Here is an 18110-nt window from a genome sequence, read left to right as displayed (position 1 = left end):
TGAGAAGCGAGAAGTGAGATGAGCGCGTTATCGGAGGGAGAAATGGCGCCAGAAATTTAGGCACTTCAACCCGGAACAGGCGGCCTCTAAAAGAACCGCCATTCAATCGATGGAGGATGACGGATGAACAGAAGAGAAATGCTCGGGTGGCTTGCATCTGCTGGGGCCGCCGCTGGTGTTGGCGCAACGGTCGGCGTGCCAGCCGTTGCCGGTGAACTGGGTTTGTTCGGCCGCGGAAAAGGGTTTGCAAAGGGAGCGGACGTGTCGACGCTGCTGGAACTCGAGGCCAATGGCGCGAAGTTTTACGAGCACGGTGTGCCGCTCGACTGTCTTTTCATTCTGAAGAGTCATGGTGTCGACTCGATCCGCATCAAAGTGTGGAACGATCCTGGCAATCCGAACTTTTTTCCGGCCGACCAAAGTCCCGCCACCGGTTACAACAATGCCGAACATGTACGCGTTCTGGCTCGCCGCGTCGCTGCGCTCGGCATGCGCATACTGATCGATTTCCACTACAGCGACTGGTGGGCCGATCCGGGCAAGCAGTATCCGCCTCACGACTGGGCTGGCAAGGATATCGAGCAAACCTGTGCGCTGCTATCCGAGTACACGTCGAAGGTCCTCACGATGCTCAAGCGCGATGGCGTGCATCCGGAGTGGGTTCAGGTCGGCAACGAAATCACGGGCGGCATGCTGTGGCCGCTCGGCAAATACGATCAGTGGGACAACCTCGCGCAACTGTTGAAGGCCGGGCACGACGCGGTGAAATCCGTCGATGAACGGATCAAGGTCATGCTGCACCTCGACAGCGGCGGCAACAATGCAACGAGCCGTTGGTGGTTCGACAGCGCGGTACAACGCGACGTCACGTTTGATGTGATCGGCTTGTCCTACTACCCGCAGTGGCAAGGCGCGCTAAGCGATTTGCAGAACAATGCGAACGATATGGCGACGCGCTACGGAAAGGACGTGATGGTCGTCGAGACCGCGTATCCGTGGACCACCAGCGACGGCGATTCGGAACCCAACGCGATGACCAATACCGGCTCCACGACCTTCCCGCAGACACCGGCCGGCCAGGCGCAATTTATCGGTGCGGTGACGGATATCGTGAAGGCGATACCCGGTGGCCACGGCAAGGGCGTGTTCTGGTGGGAGCCGGAATGGATTCCGACGCCGAATGTCGGATGGAAAGTCGGCGCGGGCGATCAGTGGGACAACAACACGTTGTTCGATTTTCACGGCAACGCGTTGACGTCGCTGGATGCGTTCCGCAAGCGCTAGTCCTGGCTCTAACCGCTAGTGCGGCGAAATGGCCGTGCGGATAGCAGGCACTACTGCGCGGGTGCCTGCGATTTCTGCTGGTTTGCACAGTCCGATGTGAACGCCATGCTGGCCTGATCGGGTGTCATGTGGGGGGCGTTCGGGCTGTAGATCTTTTCGACGATGGCGGAGACTGCTTGCCGGTCGGATTCACCTTTGTAGTACTTGGCCGCTTGGGCAAGCGCCTGCGCTTTCGTCTTCTTGTGCGCACGCCACGAAGCCACCTGGCCGGCAATATCGCCGATCGCAAAACATTGATCGCTGACTGTTTGTGCAACGGCTTCAACGGTCGGCTGTGCGAGGCACAGTGCGAGCACGGCCGATACAACTACGCGTTTCATTGACTGAATCCTGTCGTTAGATGGGCGACGGTGCAAAGGCAATGGCATTGACCATTGCCGTGCCCGCCCGAATCAATAACGGCGTAGTTTATCGGGAAGTGACGGACGGTGCCTTTTACTCGCACCTCCCGCCTTTTCAATGCCCAAACGACTCCGCTTTCGCGCCGGTCTCTGCCGCCACATGCGGCCGTGCCGCCTGCTTGATCAGCAACGCCACGCACGAAATCAGACCTGCCACCGCAACCATCGCGAAGATCCCGCCAAAGGTGAAGTGGCGGCGCGTCAGTTCGGCCACGAGGAACGAACCCGCGATCCCGCCGAAGCGGCCGATCCCCAGCATCCACGCCACGCCCGTGCCGCGACCCTGCGTCGGGTAGAACGCGGCGGCAAGCGCCGGCATCGACGATTGCGCGGTATTCATCAGCACGCCGGCGACGAACACGATAAACACCAGCGCGCCCACATTGCCAACTGCCTGGCCGATGAAATACACGCTCACCGCGGTCAGCGCATAGCAGGCCGCGATGATGCGGTTCGCGTTGAAGCGGTCCATCAGCACGCCGCACAGCACGGCGCCGACGCCACCGAGCGGGAACAGCGCGGAAATCAGCGTCGCGCGTTGCGGCGTGAGTCCGGCGTCCTTCAGCAGAATCGGCATCCAGTTGATCGACGCGTAGAAGATCACGAGGCCCATGAAGTAGGCGATCCACAGCATCACCGAGCCGACGATGTACGAGCGCGAGAGCACCACGCCTATGCCCTTGCCGCCGGTTTGCGGCGCGGTTTCGGTCATGACGAAGCTGTCGGCCTGCGTGGCGTCGCTCGAAATGCGTGCCAGCGCTGCGCGGATCCGTTCGACCGGCTTGCTATTGGCCACCATATAGCGGACCGATTCCGGCATCTTCAGCACCAGCACGATCAGCAGCAAGAGCGGCGTGATACCGCCAAGCACCAGCACGCTGCGCCAGCCGAAGTGCGGAATCATCCACGCAGCGAGAAAGCCGCCGAAGGCGGCGCCGAGCGGAAAGCCGCAGAACATCAGATTGATCACGGTCGCGCGGCGGCGATCCGGACAGTACTCGCCCATCATCGTCACGGCGTTCGGCATGGCCGCGCCGAGGCCGACGCCGGTGACGAAGCGCAAGATCGTCAGGTGTTCGATGTTGTTCGAGAACGCCGAAGCGAAGCAGGTCACGCCGAACAGCAGCACCGAGCCGAGCAGCATCGAGCGCCGCCCGAGCCGGTCGGACAGCGGCCCTGAGACGAGCGCGCCGCACGCGAGGCCGAACAGCGCCGCGCTCAACACTGGCGCGAGCGCCGGCCGGGTGATGCCCCATTCGGAGATCAGCGACGGTGCAATGAAGCCGATCGCGGCCGTGTCAAAACCGTCCAGCAGGACGATGATGAAACACATGAAAAAGATGAGCCACTGGAACGGCGAGAAGGGGTGGTCGTTGATAAACGTTTGAACGTTCACAGCGTTGCTGCGGCTCATGGTGGTCTCCTGACTGCAGAATACGTAAAGGCTCGCCGTAACGAGCCTTCCTTTCTATTACGATCGTACGCCGGTTGGAAGCGGTGCACGATGCCTATGCCGGCGACGGCGCGCTGTGGAAGCCATCGCCGATGGTCGCGCTGGCCGTGACGATGAGGCCCGAACCTGCCGTGCCGAGCGTGTTGCCGTTGGTGCGCTGGAACGCCTGTAGCGCATACAGATCGATGCGCTTCGACAATGCATAGTACTCGGGCAGGTTGACCTGCCTCGACCTGCGAGAAGATGCAGGTGATCCAGGCGCCGATAATTTCACCTGGTTTGTTCGTATAAAGAACGCTGATTCTCTATAAGAACACGCCGAACTGTAAGTAGTTTGACAACGAGGGGCAACGCGGGATTACCCGACCATGGCACTGAGGCCCCATCCAATGAGGCAGAGCGACAGAACAGTGGGAATGGCTGGGGATGCCGCGGCGCAGGGTGCGCCGGGAACGGGACGTGCAGGTGGGGCGAGCGCCGAGGACGGCGCTCGGGGCCGTGCTCAAAAGATCACATAGACCTTTCGCATGGTTTCCTCGACTTCCCAAAGACCTTCGGTATTGGCTTCGAAAAAGAGCGTGTCGCCGCTTTCGAAATGGATGGTCTCTTCGTTATCGGGCGTGAAGCGGCCGCGTCCCGCGAGGAAGTGCATCACCTCGGCCTGCTTGACCGAGCGACGGTACGTGCCCGCCGTGCATTCGAAAATACCGGTGTCGATGGCTTCGCTGCCCTTGATCACGCGCTGCACGCCGGACACCTGAATCGGCGTCGTGCCCGGCAGCCCCGCCGTGCCCCAGTCCTCCAGATTCTGCAGATTCACGCTTTGCTTGATGCTTTGAACCTTCATTTTCACGTTACCTTTTGAATGTGCATGAGCCGAGTCACCGGCCGCTCGTGTTCGTCACGGTCTGTTCGATCTTGCCCAGCCGCACGACGGTGACACCGGGACGCAATTGCCGCAGCGACGGCATCACGAGCATGCAGTTGTCGTAAGGCGTGACCACCGCTTCGCCATTCGACCAGCCGATGACCGTGCCGGCCTCCGGAAAGATCTCCAGTCCGGTGTAGGGCGCCGCGAAACGAAAATCCATACTGGTCGCGACCACCGGCTGTGTGACGCGGACGATGTGCTGGGTGGGCGGCAGCGGCGCCAGCCAGCCGTCCGGCAGATCGGCTTCATCGATCACGCCTGCCAGCAGCAGAAAGCGTGCGGTCGTATCGCGAGCCACGGCGACTGCGCTTCGTTCCCAGTGTTGTCCGCATTCGATCAGCAAGGCGTGTTTCGCGCTATCCGCGGTGCCGAAGCCTTCGTAATCGCGCATGCGGCGGCCTTCGGGATGGCCCTCGTCGCAGATCACCGTAGCGGGTGTGCCGAGACGCACCGCAAGGTCGATGCCTTTCTGCAGCGGTCCCGCCACGATCAGCGGCTTGCATTTCTCATGCATCGAATGCAGATCGAGGAGCGCATCGACTGTGTCGATCACCGGGCGCATCTCGCGTGCGCGGGTCAATTCGCTCGACGTGCGCGACGTATCGTCGAGCACCGCGGCGGTCCACACGCGGTTGAAGTCCTGATCGACGAAGCGGGCGGCGTCGGGCTTTGCCGGGTCGAAGCGCCGATACGCAGCGACGTTCGCAAAGGCAAGCGTAAGGCGTCCACGACGCGGCCTCAACGCGCGCCGCAGCAGTTCGTCGACGACGATCGCCCCGCACACTTCATTGCCGTGCGTGAGCGCGTTGATCATCACATGCGGTCCCGGCACGCCGGAGTCGAACGTATGAACGTAGGCAATGCCGGACGACGATTGCTCGTGAACCGAAATATCGGGGAATTCGACTTCGATGGGATAGGCTTCCATGCTCATTCGAACGTGTCCTCGCAGAGGGTTAGGATCGACAGATCGCGACAGATCGTTAGGCTCAGGCGAGTTTAGCCGCGATTGCCTGACCGACTTCGGTGGTGTTCGCCTTGCCGCCGAGGTCGCCAGTATGCGGGCCTTCGATCAGCGTTGCTTCGATCGCCGCGAGAATCGCGTCATGCGCCTCGCGTTCCTTGCCTTCGTGATTGCCGAGGAAGTCGAGCATCATCGCGGCGGACCAGATCATCGCAATCGGATTGGCGATGTTCTTGCCGGCGATGTCAGGCGCCGAACCGTGCACCGGTTCGAACAGCGACGGAAACTTGCGGTCCGGGTTCAGATTGCCCGACGGCGCGAGGCCGATCGTGCCCGTGCAGGCCGGACCGAGATCGGAGAGGATGTCGCCGAACAGATTGGTCGCAACCACGACGTCGAAGCGATCCGGGTTGAGCACGAAGCGCGCGCAGAGAATGTCGATGTGCTGCTTGTCCCACGTGACATCCGGGTATTGCGCCGCGACGCCGGCCGCGCATTTGTCCCACCACGGCATGCTGATCGCGATACCGTTGCTCTTCGTCGCCACGGTGATCTTCTTGCGTTCGCGCCGTTGCGCGAGATCGAAAGCGAACTTCAGCACGCGTTCGCTGCCGTGCCGCGTGAACACGGATTCCTGCAGCACGAACTCACGCTCGGTGCCTTCGAACATCACGCCGCCCACCGACGAATATTCGCCCTCGGTGTTCTCACGCACGATCCAGAAATCGATGTCACCCGCCTTGCGGCCCGCGAGCGGCGAAGGCACACCGGCGAAGAGCCGGGCAGGGCGCAGGTTGATGTACTGGTCGAATTCGCGCCGGAACTTCAGGAGCGACCCCCACAGCGAGATATGGTCAGGCACCGTGTCGGGCCAGCCGACCGCGCCGAACAGAATCGCGTCGGCGGATTGCAGTTGGGCTTTCCAGTCGTCCGGCATCATCTTGCCGTGCTTGGCATAGTAATCGCAGCTCGCCCATTCGATGTGCTGATACTCCAGTTCGATGCCGAAGCGCTTTTTCACCGTCTCCAGCACGCGAATGGCTTCCGGCATCACTTCGACGCCGATGCCGTCGCCCGGTATGACCGCAATCCGATAGGTCTTCGACATGTTCCTGCTCCTCCGTTGGGAATTTCGATGGTTCGATAGCGCTTATTTTATTCCTGCTGTTTGAGCTTAAAATAGTCACTTTAGTTAAGCCACTGTGCACGAATCGTGTACAAACCCTTCTGCGACCGAGCGACCTATGAACGCCGTCCCATCACCCGATCTAGGCGATTTGCGCGTGTTTTGCGAAGTGGCGCGCAAATCGAGTTTCAGCGCGGCGGCGGAGGCGCTGTCGGTGTCCGCGGCGTACGTCAGCAAACGCATCAATGTGCTCGAGACTACGCTCGGTACGCGGTTATTGCACCGTTCCACGCGGCGCGTCGCGATTACGGAGGCTGGTGAACGGGTCTACACCTGGGCCGAAAAGATTCTCGACGACGTCGACCAGCTGGTGGAAGACGTTTCCACTACGCGCCGCATCCCTGGCGGCAAATTGCGCATCTCCAGCAGCTTCGGCTTTGGCCGCCGTTTCGTCGCGCCCGCGCTGGCCCGGTTCTCCGACCGGTATCCGCAATTGAGTGTGCGGCTCGATCTGTTCGACCGGCTCGTCGACGTGGGCGGCGAAGGCTTCGACCTCGATGTCCGTATCGGCGACGAAATCGCGCCGCATCTGATCGCCAAACGGCTCGCGTCGAATCACCGGGTACTGTGCGCGTCGCCGGAATACCTCGCGCGGCACGGTGCGCCGCGGCAACTCGCGGACCTGTCGTCGCACGCGTGTCTCGCGATCAAGGAGCGCGACCATCCATTCGGTCTCTGGCGTTTGACGGTGCGCGGCGAGGCGGCATCGATCAAGGTCACGGGACCGCTGTCGACCAATCACGGTGAGGTGGCCGTGCAATGGGCGTTGGCCGGACGCGGAATCGTGCTGCGCTCGATGTGGGACGTGCGGCCGTTGCTCGACAGCGGCCAGTTGCGGCAGGTGTTGCCGGATGTCACGCAACCCGCGAACCTGTGGGCGGTGTATCCGGCGCGGCTCGCTCAGTCGGCGAAAGTGCGGGTATGTGTCGACTTTCTGAGCGAGGAGTTCGCGCAATGGAGTCCGCCGCCCGATACAACGGCGGCGGAAAAGGCGAGCTGAATTCGAAAACGGCCAGCGTCAGATGAAGACGGCATAGAGGCATCCGATCGTATCGATCAGATTTCCAGCCGGTAACCTACGCCGTACACGGACGCGATAGGTTCGCTGTCCGGCCGCGCACCCTGCAGCTTGCGGCGCAGGTTCTTGATATGGCTGTCGATGGTGCGGTCGGTGACCACCCGGTGATCCGCGTAGAGATGACTCAGCAGGTAGTCGCGGGAAAAAATGCGTCCCGGCGATTTCATGAGTAGCGCGAGGAGCCGCAATTCAAGCGGGGTGAGCTTGAGTTCCTTACCGTCGAGTAAGGCGTGATGAAACTGCTCGTCGACCTGGAGACCCTGTGAACCCGGTTGCCCCTGTGGCAATCCGTCCGCAGCCGCCGCGGCAGGCGTTGCACGGCGCAGGATTGCCTTGACGCGCGCCACCACTTCGCGCGGACTGAACGGTTTGCAGACGTAGTCGTCGGCACCGATCTCGAGACCCAGCAGACGGTCGATTTCGTCGATGCGCGCGGTCAGGATAATGACGGGCAACGCCGAAAATTGCCGTAGCTCGCGGCAGATATCCATGCCGCTGCGCCCGGGCAGCATGAGGTCGAGCAGCATCAGCGCCGGCGGTGTTGAGCGAATGAAGGGCATCACTTGATGACCATCGTCGAGGATCGTGGTGGCGAAGCCCTCGAGCTGCAAATACGCTTCGAGCACGGCGGCGAGCTTGGGTTCATCCTCGACGATCAGGATGTGCGAAGGGCGCCCTTCGGTCATGTTGTCACGTCTCCTTCCGATGGAAAGCGGGCAGTGATCCAGACGCCGCCCAGAGGCGAGGCCTTGGCGCCGATCGTGCCGCCATGCGCCGTCACAATAGCGTGGCACAGCGAGAGGCCGAGGCCCGCACCGCCGTTCTGACGGCTGCGCGATTCGTCCACGCGATAGAAACGGTCGAACAGGTGCGCGAGCGCGGCTTCGGGCACGCCGGGCAGGGAGTCCTGCACGTCGAGTTGCCAACCGCTGGCGCTCTGCGAAAGCGACACGCGCACGTGGCCGTCCGGATCGGTATACCGCAACGAATTCTGCAACAGGTTTTTCAGCAGTTGTACGAAGCGCGCGGGATCGACCGCGAAAGCCGTGTCGGCAATGTCCGGCATGCAGGTCAGGTCGAGCTCGATCCGTTTCGCCTTGAACGACTCCCGCATGGCCTCGATCGACGCCCGCGCCAGTTGCCCGACATGGGTCGGCGTCTTGCGATAACTGAGTGCGCCGACATCGCTCAGCGAAAGCTCGTACAGATCTTCGATGAGCTTGTTGAGCATGTTCACTTCGGTTTGCAGCGAAGTGAGCGAATCGCGGTTGAACACATGCACGCCGTCTTCGATGGCTTCCAGCTCGCCGCGGAGCACGGCGAGCGGCGTGCGCAGCTCGTGTGAAATATCCGCAATGAAATCGCGCCGGGAGCGCTCGGTTTTTTGCAGCGAGTCGGCCAATACGTTGAAGTCGCCCGCAAGCCGGCCGAGCTCGTCGCGTCTGCCGGCCGGCACCCGGGCCGTGTAGTCCCCGCCGGCCAGGCGGTGGGTCGCATTCATCAAGCGCTTGACTGGTGCGAGCACGATGCGCGCAAGGACCAGCGCGACTAGCGCCGCGAGCACGATAGCCACGCCCGCGATCTCCCAGGTCGCGCGTTTCTGCTGTGCCTGGAATGCGATGTCGGCGGCGTCCGACAGGGTGTCGGGCCCGTTCACGGCAAGCCAGCCCACCACCTTGCCGGCGTAGACGACGGGTCGCATCGTGCTGCCGGGTGGGGGTGGCTGGCCGGTGCTCGCCACGAGTTCATGGCGGGCGTCGTAGAGTGTGACGGGCGGCCCCTCGGGCGGCGTGTCACGGGTCATGCTGTCATGCGACGGGGGCGAGACGGGAGACGACGCCAATGGGGCTGAAGGAGGCGGCCGGTCATAGCGACTGTCGCCGCTCACGACACCGCTTGCCGATACACGGTCACGTTCCATTGCGATGTCTGGACCGGAAGGTGGCGCAGGTGGCAGGCGCATGCCCCAGTGCGGTCCCTCAGACGGGCCGGAAAGCGGCCCAAGCAGTTGCTGCACGCTGCCACTCCCGGGAAAGGTTCTCCAGCCTGGCAACTTGCCCATCTGCGCCGTGGCGAGTTCTTCGCGCAGGGCGTCGTGCGCGGCGCCGTCCAGCAGCGTGAGCCATGCTTCGGGATGCTCGCGCAGGAAATTCCAGTTGCCGTGAGCGGCGTATTCGCTCGTCACCTTCGCCATGACGGCTTTGATGCGCCCGGCGTTGCGTTCCCGAACGTAGTGCAGGAAGCCGTTTTCGAAGCTCACGCGCAAGGCGTAGCCCATCGTCAGGGAAATCGCGAGACAAGCGATTAAAACGGCGAGGAACATTTTCCAGGTAATGCCAAAGCGCATCTTCGTTCGCTGCTGCCGCGCGCGCGAGAGAAAGGTCCCTAAAGGGCGGCTTGGACGAATTCGGATAGTTTCACTTTGCATGTCTGAATTCTAGATGAATGCTACGTCAATCCACACTTACCGACGAATCTCCACAACTTCTCCATCCTTTCTTCGTTGTGTCTGCGTGTTGTCTGGATATGATGGTATGGCACTTTTACGATGGCCTGACAAAGAGGCCATGTCCGGTGATCAGATCCGTCAGTGGAGCAATCTCATGCAAGTCTCCTCACCTGTGAATCGCGCCGAGTCGCGCGGTTTCCGGCCCGGCCGAAAGACAGCAACTGCTGCCGCAACTCGCGGCGCGGCTGAAAACGGCGTTAGCGCACCACTCGCCACCGACGTCGTGAAGATACGCGGCTGCCGCGTGTCAGCACCGCTCATGCAGCCGTGGGGCGAGTGCTGCCGGATCGTGGAATGGATCAACCGCAACGGTGAATACTCTTGCGTTGCCGTGCGAGGCGCCGCGACCGCGGCCGAGATTCGGGAGCGCGTGCGGATGCATCGCAACGGTCAGCGCCACACTCTGGCAGACGACCCCTCTACGCCTGCGGGCCGCGGGCGTCTGCGGCGCGGTTGAGCGCTGCTGAACCTGGTTGCTGCATGTAGGTCGGGCCAGCGGAAAGGGATTGTAATTGAGCCAAAAAAACTTCGTTATCCTATGGCTGTCTGACTTTCAAGATCAACTCTGAACACTTCCCTTATGCGCATCCTCATCGTCGTCCTGGTCGTGGCATCGATCTGCTGCCCTCCAATTCGCCATGGTTTGCGCCGGGAGAGCATCAATGCTTTCGCACCTGGAAATCACAGCGTTTCTGCCGGCGTTGTCGATGATCTGAACGGGTGCGCGTCGCGGGCACACTATGCCTCGGGATTCAGGCCAATCGTTTCGGCGGATTTCAACTACGGGTTCGGTGGCCTGCTGGCGGCGACCAGTGACCTGTATTCCGACTATGTCGGCTATATCGACATCATTGACGTGATCGACGCCGCGATGACGTTGCCCATCATGCAGCTAGCGTTAGAAGAAGTTCAAAAGTAACGCGGTATGGCGGCAAGCACGCAACGTGTCGTGCGATGCCGTTCGCTTTTGCCCGCCTCAAGCAAGGGTTGTTATTCGAGCTATTCGAGCGACGGTACGAACATATAGCCTCGTCCGCGCAGGGTCTGAATGAACCTGGGATTGGCCGGATCTGCCTCTATCACGCCGCGCAAGCGGCAGACCGCAACATCCAGACTGGCCTTCTGGCTCTCCGCTCTTCCTAGCTGGCTGTTGACCATCGAACGCGTCAAGATTCGCATCGGATTGCTTGCGAACAGCTTGAGCAACGCAAACTGGCCTGAGCGCAGCGAGATTTCGGAGCCGTCCTTGAGCAGGCGCCGCGTAGCGAAGTCTATCTGGTAACTGCCGAACAACACCTTCTCACGAATTTCCGGCGCGTCGCAAAGCGATCGGTTGCAGCGTTGCACGGCGCGTTTGATTCTGGCGGTCAATTCGTATGGATCGATTGGGTCGACGATATAGTCGTCCGCACCCAATTCGAAGGCGACGATTTTGTCGACGATCTCATCAGAGGTGCTTTGTACGAAGATGGGCATGTCGTAGCCCGCGAGCCGCAGTTGCCGGAGCGCCTCACGCGCCTCGCTCATCGGCGACTCGGCGCGCAACAGAATCGCTGACGGACACTCCAGTTCCACCCGGCTGACAAGCTGAGCCGCGCTATACAGCACGGAGAGTGCGATCTGGTTCTTGTGAAGGTGAAAGCGCAACTGATCCCGGACGGATTGATCGGGTTCGACTACAAGAAGGCTGATCGTCATAAATCTGCGTTACCTCCCAACCGGAATCGACGGTTGCAGCCCGTGCGATGTTCACATTCAGCCAATTCAACCATCTGCTGCTTTGGAGCGACCTATCGAACTCAGAAAGCGGACCGGACAGGGTCGCGCTGATGATGAGCGAATGATAGATATCAATGTCGCAGCAACAATGGTGAAATTGAGGAGACTTTGTGAAATTGGAGCAGGAGGACGCAGATGATGTGCTTTGAACGGGCCCCGAACTGATTCATACCGGTTGGGCGCATGGGCGCGGCTGAAAGCGTGAGGGAATGATGCAGGTGACGCTCGCGGTCCTCATGCCATGACCGCGGGCGTTGAAAAGCAGAACGACGTGATCAGAACGATGTGCCGATCTGAAACTGGAATACCTGGTACTTGTCGGTGGAGTGTTTGATTAGCGGGAAACCGACGGACAGCTTGAGTGGGCCGATCGGTGAAATCCACTCAAGACCCGCGCCGTAGCTGTACCGCAAGCCGTTGGCGCCCGTGCTGTTGCCTTCGTCGCCCCAGACGTTGCCCGCATCCATGAAGGTGAAGACGCGCAGCGTGCGGTCCCAGCCGGTGCCCGGCAGCGGGAAGGTCATCTCGACGTTGGCCACGACCATGCGCGAGCCGCCGATCGGGTCGCCGGTCGTCTTGTCGGTCGGACCGAGTGAGCCCGCGTCGTAGCCGCGTACCGAGCCGATACCACCCGCGTAGTAATTCTTGAAGATCGGATAGGCTTTACCGGCAAAGCCGTTGCCGTAGCCGCCTTGAAGATTCAAGCCGAGAATGAAACCGCGTGCGAACGAATAGTAATACTGCGCCTGAACGTCCGCCTTGTAGTACTCGGTGTTGCCAAGTGGGGTGCCCACTTCGCCATTGGCTTGAAAGAAATAGCCCCGGCTCGGCACCAATGCACTGTCGCGATTGTCCCGGGCCCAACCCACCGTGAGCGGCACGTTGTTCACCACGCTGCCGAATTCGGCTACATAGTCCTTGTAGCTCTGAGGTGTCGACAAATCAATGGACAGCCGGTCCTGTTCGAGACCGGCGCCGAAGTAAACGGTGTCGGCTTCGGAGAACGGAATGCCGAATTTCAGGTCCGCGCCCACGGTGATGATCCGGAAACTCGTGTCGGTATAGTTGTAAAGCGGATAGGAGGTTCGGTAGTAGACGTCGGTGATCCGCTTGATGCCGTCCACCGTGAAGTACGGATCGGTTTGCGTCAGGGTCAGGGTGCGGTAGGTCTTCGCGGTGTTCACGTTGAGGGCGAGGCTGGTGCCGGAGCCGAACACGTTGTCCTGCGAAATCCCGGCCGACAACACCACCTTGTCCGTGGACGAGTAGCCCGCGCCCAAGGTAATCGCGCCGGTGGGCTTTTCGCTCACCTTGACGTCCACATCGACCTGGTCCGGCGAGCCTTCCACCGGCACTGTGGTCACGTCGACATCGGTGAAATAGCCGAGACGGTTGACCCGGTCTTTCGACAGCGCGAGGCGGTTCGAATCGAACCACGAGCTTTCAAGCTGACGCATTTCACGGCGCACCACTTCATCACGCGTGCGTGAGTTGCCGACCACGTTGATGTGACGCACGTACACGCGGCGGCTCGGGTCCACTTGCAGCGTCAGGTCGACCTTGTGGTGTTCCTGATCGATCTGCGGCTGCGCGTTGACGGTGGCAAACGCGTAGCCGTATTCACCGAGTTTGTCGACGATCGCCTTGGTGGTTGCCTGCAATTTTTCAGCGTTGAAACGCTCGCCTGGTTTGATATTGATCAGCTTGGCCAGCTCGGGCTCGCGATCGAGCAGATTGCCCGCGAGCTCGATCGACGAAATCGTGTACGGCTCGCCTTCGTGCAGCGTGACCGTGAGGTACATCTCCTTCTTGTCCGGCGTAAGCGATACCTGGGTCGACTCGAAGCTGAACTCCAGATAGCCACGGTTCAGGTAGTACGAGCGGATGCGCTCCAGGTCCCCGGTCAGCTTGTCTTTCGCGTACAGGTCGTTCTTCGTGTACCACGAGAACCAGTTCGGCGTGGACATCTGCATTTCGTCGCGTAACGTGTCCGTGCTGAAAACGCTGTTGCCGATGAAGTTGATCTGGCGGATCTTCGCGCTCGGGCCTTCTGCGACAGAGAACAGTATCGCGACCCGGTTGCGGTCGATCGGCGTGATCGTGGTGGTGACTTCGGCGGCATAGTAGCCACGCGTCAGGTACTGGCGTTTCAACTCCTGCTCGGCTTTGTCGACTAGCGCCTTGTCGTAGTAGCGGCCGTGCGAAAGCCCAACCGCATTGAGTGCCTTGGTCAGGTTTTCCTTGTCGAACTCGTGAATGCCGGCGAAGTCGATCGTGCCGACCGCGGGGCGCTCCTGAACGTGAACGATGACGACATTGCCTTCGGTCGAGATATTGACGTCGTTGAAGAAGCCCGTGGCGTACAGCGCGCGAATCGATTCCGAAGCCTTATCGTCGTTAAACGTGGCGCCCTGCTTGATGGGCAGGTAAGCAAACACGGTACCGGGCTCGACGCGCTTCAATCCCTCGATCCGGATGTCCTGCACCACGAACGGCTGCGCTGCGTGGACTGCCCCGCTTGTCAGCGCGACACCGGCGAGCGAGAGTGCGCCGGCGATACGGTTCGTTAAAACTTGAAGTTTCATCTTGGGTTTTCAGTCCTGATGCAGCGCGCGGAGCGCAGACGGGAGCGCTCGAAAGCAAGCGACGCATTCGAAACGACGTTCCATGACTCTGGAAAGCGCGAAGTATAGGGACGCGTTTTCTGCCGATCGTTACTGAAAACTTTCCAACCATTCAGGCCGCCAAGGTGCGCATCGAGCGCCCGCGCAGGCGGACGCCGATTGGAGCGCGAGTGTCGAAATAATGCGTTACAGACTCAAAAGAAGCGTAGTCCGCGCGTAACCTGGCGGCGACTTTGCACTGCTATCGTCAAATTGTCGATTCCGCTACCTGCGTAACGCGATCTGGAGAAGTGGTCATGATTGAATTTCTTTCACCGGCGGTTCTTGCGGCTGTCTTGCGCGTCAGTTCCTCACTGATCTTTTCAGTCCGTCTGGCAATGGCGTCGATGCGCACGCTTCGCGCTGCGCCCGGCAACTCGGTGAGCGGTGCGGCAGGCCGCTCCGAGCTTGTGCAGGAGGGCACACGTCATGTCTGATCCGTCGACGTTCATGCTGAATTCGATCACCGATATGCAGTTGACGGCGGACGGTCAATATCTGCTGATTCACGGCAATCAACCCACGGCGGCGCTGCACCGTTCGGTGCTCAACGATCTGCTGGTGGCGCTGCCTAACGCAATAGAGCACGCCGACCGCGTGATTCATAACAATCAGGAGATGGGCTTCGCGCTGCACTGCCAGGGTTGGGAAGTCGGCCGACTGAACGGCATGGAAATGGTCGTGATCCGGTTCCGTCTATCCGGCAGCGCGGGGCTGTCGTTTTCGTTGCCTGCGGAGCAGATTCCGTATCTGCTTCAGGCGCTGGGCGGCGCTGCGAGCGGGGCAGGCGCAGCAGCGGACCCCCGCTCTAACGACGTCACACTCCAATAGCACCGTGTGCATTCGCCGCTGTTCATCCTGACGCAAGTCAGGGCTTCCGTTCGCCTTGATGCGTCTGTCATCCTTTCCGATCCTTATCTGTTTTGATACTACGCGGTGTATTTCGACGCCTACGCTTAAGGCCTCTCGTTTCTTTCATACTGGGTACGGCTGGATGCGTGCCCCTCGCCGGATATGCTCAATTAGTCGGTGCGTCTGCGATTCCGGAACCGCTCGACGGTGTCTGGGGTCTGCGGCTGGATCCGCAACTGACCGAGCAACCCCTGCGGCCGGGCGACAAGTCCGTTACTTCGGCCATCGCCGATTCGGTAACCGCCACCACCGCCACGGACGTTTCGCTGAAGGGTCACGCGCAACTGCGGCGTTACGCGTCGATCGTTAAAGGCGATGCACTGCACTACGACGTCGATACCGACAAGGCCGACGCTTTTGGACAGGTGCGACTGGTCGACAACGGCAATGTGTTCGATGGCCCGGACGCGCATTTCTACGTCGAAGCGAATGAAGGCTACATCAGCGTGCCGAAATACCGGTTTCATCTGACAGGTGGCTGGGGTAGCGCTCAACGCGTGGATCTGGTCGATAACGAGCGCACGGTCGTTCATCACGGTACGTACAGCACCTGCCAATGCGAGTCGGAACCCGCGTGGTATCTGAAGGCCTCCGAATTCGACATCGACAGCGGCAACGACGAGGGGATCGCGCACAACGGTGTGCTGTTTTTTCAGGGCGTGCCGCTACTGGCGAGCCCATGGCTATCGTTTCCCTTGTCCGGCGCGCGGCGCAGCGGCTTCCTGCCGCCGACGTTCTCGATCAGTTCGACCAACGGCGTCGACGTCGCGTTGCCGTACTACTTCAACCTCGCACCGAACTACGATTTAACGCTGACGCCTCGCATCATGTCGAAGCGAGGCGAGATGTTGACGGCGGGCTACCGCTATCTGCAGCCGAACGATTCGGGGACGCTCTCGATCGCGTGGCTGCCACACGATGCGATCACCAACACCGATCGGTACTCGATCGCGCTGAATCAGAACTGGAACCTCGGCTCGGGCTTTGGCGCCTACGTCAACTACAGCCGGGTGTCGGACTCGACGGTGGTGACCGATCTTGCGTCGGGTGTCGCGTTTCCGACGGGTTCCACCACGCTGTATCAGCAGGAAGCGGGTTTGACTTACTCAAACGGGCCGTGGAGTGTGCTGGCTCGCGAGCAACGTTGGCAGGCTTTTACAAGCGACTCGACCTATAACCGCGAACCGCAGGTCAACGTTCATTACGCACGCTATAACGTGGGGGGCTTCGACTTCGGCGCCGAAGCGGATGCGACGCGCTTCACGATTTCGTCGGCCGATGCGACGCAAGGCAGCCGCTTCGTTTTCAACCCGTACGTCAGCTATCCGATCGAGCGTCCTGGCTGGTTCATCACGCCGAAGCTCGCATGGCATTTCGCCGCGTATGACCTGACGACGATCGGATCGGATGCGCCTGCCGGGCAGCCCAAGACGTTCGACGTCAACGTGCCGACCTTCACCCTCGATTCGGGCATGCGCTTCGAGCGAAGCGTGCGGCTCTTCGGACAGTCGTACATCCAGACACTCGAACCGCGGCTGTTCTATGTGTACACGCCTTACCGCAACCAGGCATTCGCGCCGCTGTTCGATACGGCGACGGCCGATTTCGGGCTGGCGGAACTGTTCATGCCTAACAGCTTCGTCGGCAATGACCGGGTGTCGGATGCTAACCGCCTCACGGCGGCGCTGACGACGCGCTTCATCGATGCTTCGAGCGGTGACGAACGATCCCGTTTCGTCCTTGCAGAGCAATACGACTTTCGCACGCCACGCGTGACGCTCAACACAGACGATGCAATTGGCACCGTTGCGCGCACGAGTGTGATTGGCGGCGCGTCGTACAAGCTGGGGGCGGGTTTTTCGGCGGAACAGGCGGTGGAGTACAGTCAGGCCAACCACTATCTGACGAATGCGGAAGCCGGCTTTGGCTGGTCACCGGCTTCACGGCAGGTGTTGAATGTCGCGTATCGCTATACGCGTGCCAACAGCACGCTCGATTTTCAACCGGTCAATCAGTTCATCGTGTCCGAGCAATGGCCCTTATTGCACAACGTTGTGAGCGTGGCGCGTGTCAATTACGACATGAGCACCCATCGGCTGATCGCGGGCTTGCTGGGACTTCAATACGACGCGGATTGCTGGTCGCTCGGCGTGGCGTTCGAGAAATACACCAACGCCACCAGCTCGACCACGTCGCCGAGCACCGGCACGCGCGTGTTGATGCAGCTTCAGCTCAAAGGCTTTTCGCAGGTCGATAACGGTCTGCTCAATCAGTTTCGCGCGAATGTGCCGGGCTATACACCGGCGACAACGGAAACCGAACCGACATCCCGCTTCAGCGATTATCCGTAACGGGCTGCTGGACTAGTTGTGATTCTGCGAGAACAGCGTTTCGAGCGGATAGTGACTCTTCACGAACGGCGACTTGATGATCACGTAGCTGAAGTACTTCTCGATGCCGATATCACGCTCCAGCAGACCCTCGATGATGCTCTGATAGTGGCTCACGCTGCGGGTGACGAACTTCAGCAGGTAATCGTAGCCGCCGCTCGCCAGATGGCACTCCACGATTTCGTCGACGTCTTTGATCGCATTCACGAACTTGATGAAGTCTTCCCGCCGATGATCGGCGAGCGTGACTTCGGTAAACACGATCTGCACGTCGCCGAGCTTTTCGAGCTGGATCTGCGCGCCGTACCCGATGATGTAGCCGGCCTTCTCCAGACGCTTGACGCGGATCAGGCAAGGACTGGGCGAAAGGCCGACCGCGTCGGCAAGCTCGACGTTGGTTATGCGGCCTTTCTTCTGCAACTGGGAAAGTATGCGCAGGTCAATCCGGTCCAGCTTGCTGTCGCTGCTCATCGTAACGTTATCGCTCCGGCGATGGGTGA

Annotated in this window: 17 protein-coding genes and 1 pseudogene; 7 read left to right on the top strand and 11 right to left on the bottom strand. The window is 60.6% G+C overall.

Annotation, left to right across the window (positions count from 1 at the left end; translation table 11 throughout):
- Positions 1 to 123: 123 nt before the first annotated feature.
- Positions 124 to 1284: a glycoside hydrolase family 53 protein gene (locus tag FSO04_RS22145; protein ID WP_154562473.1), complete on the top strand. Its 1161-nt coding sequence runs from the start codon at positions 124 to 126 to the stop codon at positions 1282 to 1284.
- 50 nt (positions 1285 to 1334) lie between these two features.
- Here the strand turns inward: FSO04_RS22145 and FSO04_RS22140 are convergent, their stop codons facing one another.
- The 6 genes and pseudogenes from FSO04_RS22140 to FSO04_RS22115 all read right to left on the bottom strand — a co-directional run bounded on the left by FSO04_RS22140 (position 1335) and on the right by FSO04_RS22115 (position 6201).
- Entirely contained in the window at positions 1335 to 1664 is a 330-nt protein-coding gene (locus FSO04_RS22140) for a hypothetical protein (protein ID WP_154562471.1), read from the bottom strand.
- Between the two features lie 136 nt (positions 1665 to 1800).
- The gene (locus tag FSO04_RS22135; protein ID WP_154562469.1) at positions 1801 to 3159 is read right to left on the bottom strand and encodes an MFS transporter; all 1359 of its coding nucleotides are present in this window, start codon (positions 3157 to 3159) and stop codon (positions 1801 to 1803) included.
- A gap of 94 nt (positions 3160 to 3253) precedes the next feature.
- Positions 3254 to 3433: pseudogene (locus FSO04_RS48755) on the bottom strand (porin); the annotation flags it as partial.
- A 267-nt stretch (positions 3434 to 3700) separates the two neighbouring features.
- Positions 3701 to 4045: a cupin domain-containing protein gene (locus FSO04_RS22125; protein ID WP_154562467.1), complete on the bottom strand. Its 345-nt coding sequence runs from the start codon at positions 4043 to 4045 to the stop codon at positions 3701 to 3703.
- A gap of 34 nt (positions 4046 to 4079) precedes the next feature.
- On the bottom strand, positions 4080 to 5063 hold the full coding sequence (locus FSO04_RS22120; RefSeq protein WP_154562465.1) for a M14 family metallopeptidase: 984 nt from the start codon (positions 5061 to 5063) through the stop codon (positions 4080 to 4082).
- 55 nt (positions 5064 to 5118) lie between these two features.
- Complete coding sequence (locus FSO04_RS22115; RefSeq protein WP_154562463.1) at positions 5119 to 6201, bottom strand: tartrate dehydrogenase; 1083 nt, start codon at positions 6199 to 6201, stop codon at positions 5119 to 5121.
- A gap of 136 nt (positions 6202 to 6337) precedes the next feature.
- On the opposite strand from FSO04_RS22115, the gene FSO04_RS22110 reads away from it, so the two are divergent.
- A complete protein-coding gene (locus tag FSO04_RS22110) occupies positions 6338 to 7279 on the top strand; it encodes a LysR substrate-binding domain-containing protein (RefSeq protein WP_154562461.1) in 942 nt (313 codons plus the stop codon).
- A gap of 56 nt (positions 7280 to 7335) precedes the next feature.
- Here FSO04_RS22110 and FSO04_RS22105 read toward each other — a convergent pair whose 3' ends face one another.
- Complete coding sequence (locus tag FSO04_RS22105) at positions 7336 to 8043, bottom strand: response regulator (RefSeq protein WP_154562459.1); 708 nt, start codon at positions 8041 to 8043, stop codon at positions 7336 to 7338.
- Positions 8040 to 9704, bottom strand: coding sequence for an ATP-binding protein (locus FSO04_RS22100; protein ID WP_154562457.1), 1665 nt, complete (start codon positions 9702 to 9704; stop codon positions 8040 to 8042). The genes FSO04_RS22105 and FSO04_RS22100 overlap by 4 nt, the downstream gene beginning before the upstream one ends.
- Before the next feature lie 421 nt (positions 9705 to 10125).
- Between FSO04_RS22100 and FSO04_RS48750 the strand changes: the two genes are divergently transcribed.
- Entirely contained in the window at positions 10126 to 10323 is a 198-nt protein-coding gene (locus FSO04_RS48750; protein ID WP_233464946.1) for a DUF2866 domain-containing protein, read from the top strand.
- A gap of 123 nt (positions 10324 to 10446) precedes the next feature.
- Complete coding sequence (locus FSO04_RS22090; protein ID WP_154562453.1) at positions 10447 to 10785, top strand: hypothetical protein; 339 nt, start codon at positions 10447 to 10449, stop codon at positions 10783 to 10785.
- Positions 10786 to 10865: 80 nt separating this feature from the next.
- Here the strand turns inward: FSO04_RS22090 and FSO04_RS22085 are convergent, their stop codons facing one another.
- Together FSO04_RS22085 and bamA are read right to left on the bottom strand one after the other, a co-directional pair.
- On the bottom strand, positions 10866 to 11564 hold the full coding sequence (locus FSO04_RS22085; RefSeq protein ID WP_154562451.1) for a winged helix-turn-helix domain-containing protein: 699 nt from the start codon (positions 11562 to 11564) through the stop codon (positions 10866 to 10868).
- 356 nt (positions 11565 to 11920) lie between these two features.
- A complete protein-coding gene (gene bamA / locus FSO04_RS22080) occupies positions 11921 to 14230 on the bottom strand; it encodes an outer membrane protein assembly factor BamA (RefSeq protein ID WP_154562449.1) in 2310 nt (769 codons plus the stop codon).
- A 335-nt stretch (positions 14231 to 14565) separates the two neighbouring features.
- On the opposite strand from bamA, the gene FSO04_RS22075 reads away from it, so the two are divergent.
- The 3 genes from FSO04_RS22075 (at position 14566) to FSO04_RS22065 (ending at position 17571) form a co-directional block, all read left to right on the top strand.
- Positions 14566 to 14745: a hypothetical protein gene (locus FSO04_RS22075; protein WP_154562447.1), complete on the top strand. Its 180-nt coding sequence runs from the start codon at positions 14566 to 14568 to the stop codon at positions 14743 to 14745.
- On the top strand, positions 14738 to 15139 hold the full coding sequence (locus FSO04_RS22070) for a hypothetical protein (protein WP_154562445.1): 402 nt from the start codon (positions 14738 to 14740) through the stop codon (positions 15137 to 15139). Before FSO04_RS22075 ends, FSO04_RS22070 begins: the two co-directional genes overlap by 8 nt.
- A 146-nt stretch (positions 15140 to 15285) precedes the next feature.
- On the top strand, positions 15286 to 17571 hold the full coding sequence (locus tag FSO04_RS22065) for an LPS-assembly protein LptD (protein ID WP_168435788.1): 2286 nt from the start codon (positions 15286 to 15288) through the stop codon (positions 17569 to 17571).
- Between the two features lie 12 nt (positions 17572 to 17583).
- Here FSO04_RS22065 and FSO04_RS22060 read toward each other — a convergent pair whose 3' ends face one another.
- Entirely contained in the window at positions 17584 to 18081 is a 498-nt protein-coding gene (locus FSO04_RS22060; RefSeq protein WP_054039304.1) for an Lrp/AsnC family transcriptional regulator, read from the bottom strand.
- Positions 18082 to 18110 lie beyond the last annotated feature (29 nt).

Source organism: Paraburkholderia madseniana (assembly GCF_009690905.1).
In the GTDB taxonomy this organism is placed as follows: Bacteria; Pseudomonadota; Gammaproteobacteria; order Burkholderiales; family Burkholderiaceae; genus Paraburkholderia; species Paraburkholderia madseniana.
This window is presented reverse-complemented; position numbering and strand designations above follow the sequence as displayed.

Bases quoted from the DNA above. Each gene is read 5' to 3' on its own strand.
- FSO04_RS22145 (WP_154562473.1), top strand. From the start codon at position 124: ATGAACAGAAGAGAAATGCTCGGGTGGCTTGCATCTGCTGGGGCCGCC.
- FSO04_RS22140 (WP_154562471.1), bottom strand. From the start codon at position 1,664: ATGAAACGCGTAGTTGTATCGGCCGTGCTCGCACTGTGCCTCGCACAG.
- FSO04_RS22135 (WP_154562469.1), bottom strand. From the start codon at position 3,159: ATGAGCCGCAGCAACGCTGTGAACGTTCAAACGTTTATCAACGACCAC.
- FSO04_RS22125 (WP_154562467.1), bottom strand. From the start codon at position 4,045: ATGAAGGTTCAAAGCATCAAGCAAAGCGTGAATCTGCAGAATCTGGAG.
- FSO04_RS22120 (WP_154562465.1), bottom strand. From the start codon at position 5,063: ATGAGCATGGAAGCCTATCCCATCGAAGTCGAATTCCCCGATATTTCG.
- FSO04_RS22115 (WP_154562463.1), bottom strand. From the start codon at position 6,201: ATGTCGAAGACCTATCGGATTGCGGTCATACCGGGCGACGGCATCGGC.
- FSO04_RS22110 (WP_154562461.1), top strand. From the start codon at position 6,338: ATGAACGCCGTCCCATCACCCGATCTAGGCGATTTGCGCGTGTTTTGC.
- FSO04_RS22105 (WP_154562459.1), bottom strand. From the start codon at position 8,043: ATGACCGAAGGGCGCCCTTCGCACATCCTGATCGTCGAGGATGAACCC.
- FSO04_RS22100 (WP_154562457.1), bottom strand. From the start codon at position 9,704: ATGCGCTTTGGCATTACCTGGAAAATGTTCCTCGCCGTTTTAATCGCT.
- FSO04_RS48750 (WP_233464946.1), top strand. From the start codon at position 10,126: ATGCAGCCGTGGGGCGAGTGCTGCCGGATCGTGGAATGGATCAACCGC.
- FSO04_RS22090 (WP_154562453.1), top strand. From the start codon at position 10,447: ATGCGCATCCTCATCGTCGTCCTGGTCGTGGCATCGATCTGCTGCCCT.
- FSO04_RS22085 (WP_154562451.1), bottom strand. From the start codon at position 11,564: ATGACGATCAGCCTTCTTGTAGTCGAACCCGATCAATCCGTCCGGGAT.
- bamA (WP_154562449.1), bottom strand. From the start codon at position 14,230: ATGAAACTTCAAGTTTTAACGAACCGTATCGCCGGCGCACTCTCGCTC.
- FSO04_RS22075 (WP_154562447.1), top strand. From the start codon at position 14,566: ATGATTGAATTTCTTTCACCGGCGGTTCTTGCGGCTGTCTTGCGCGTC.
- FSO04_RS22070 (WP_154562445.1), top strand. From the start codon at position 14,738: ATGTCTGATCCGTCGACGTTCATGCTGAATTCGATCACCGATATGCAG.
- FSO04_RS22060 (WP_054039304.1), bottom strand. From the start codon at position 18,081: ATGAGCAGCGACAGCAAGCTGGACCGGATTGACCTGCGCATACTTTCC.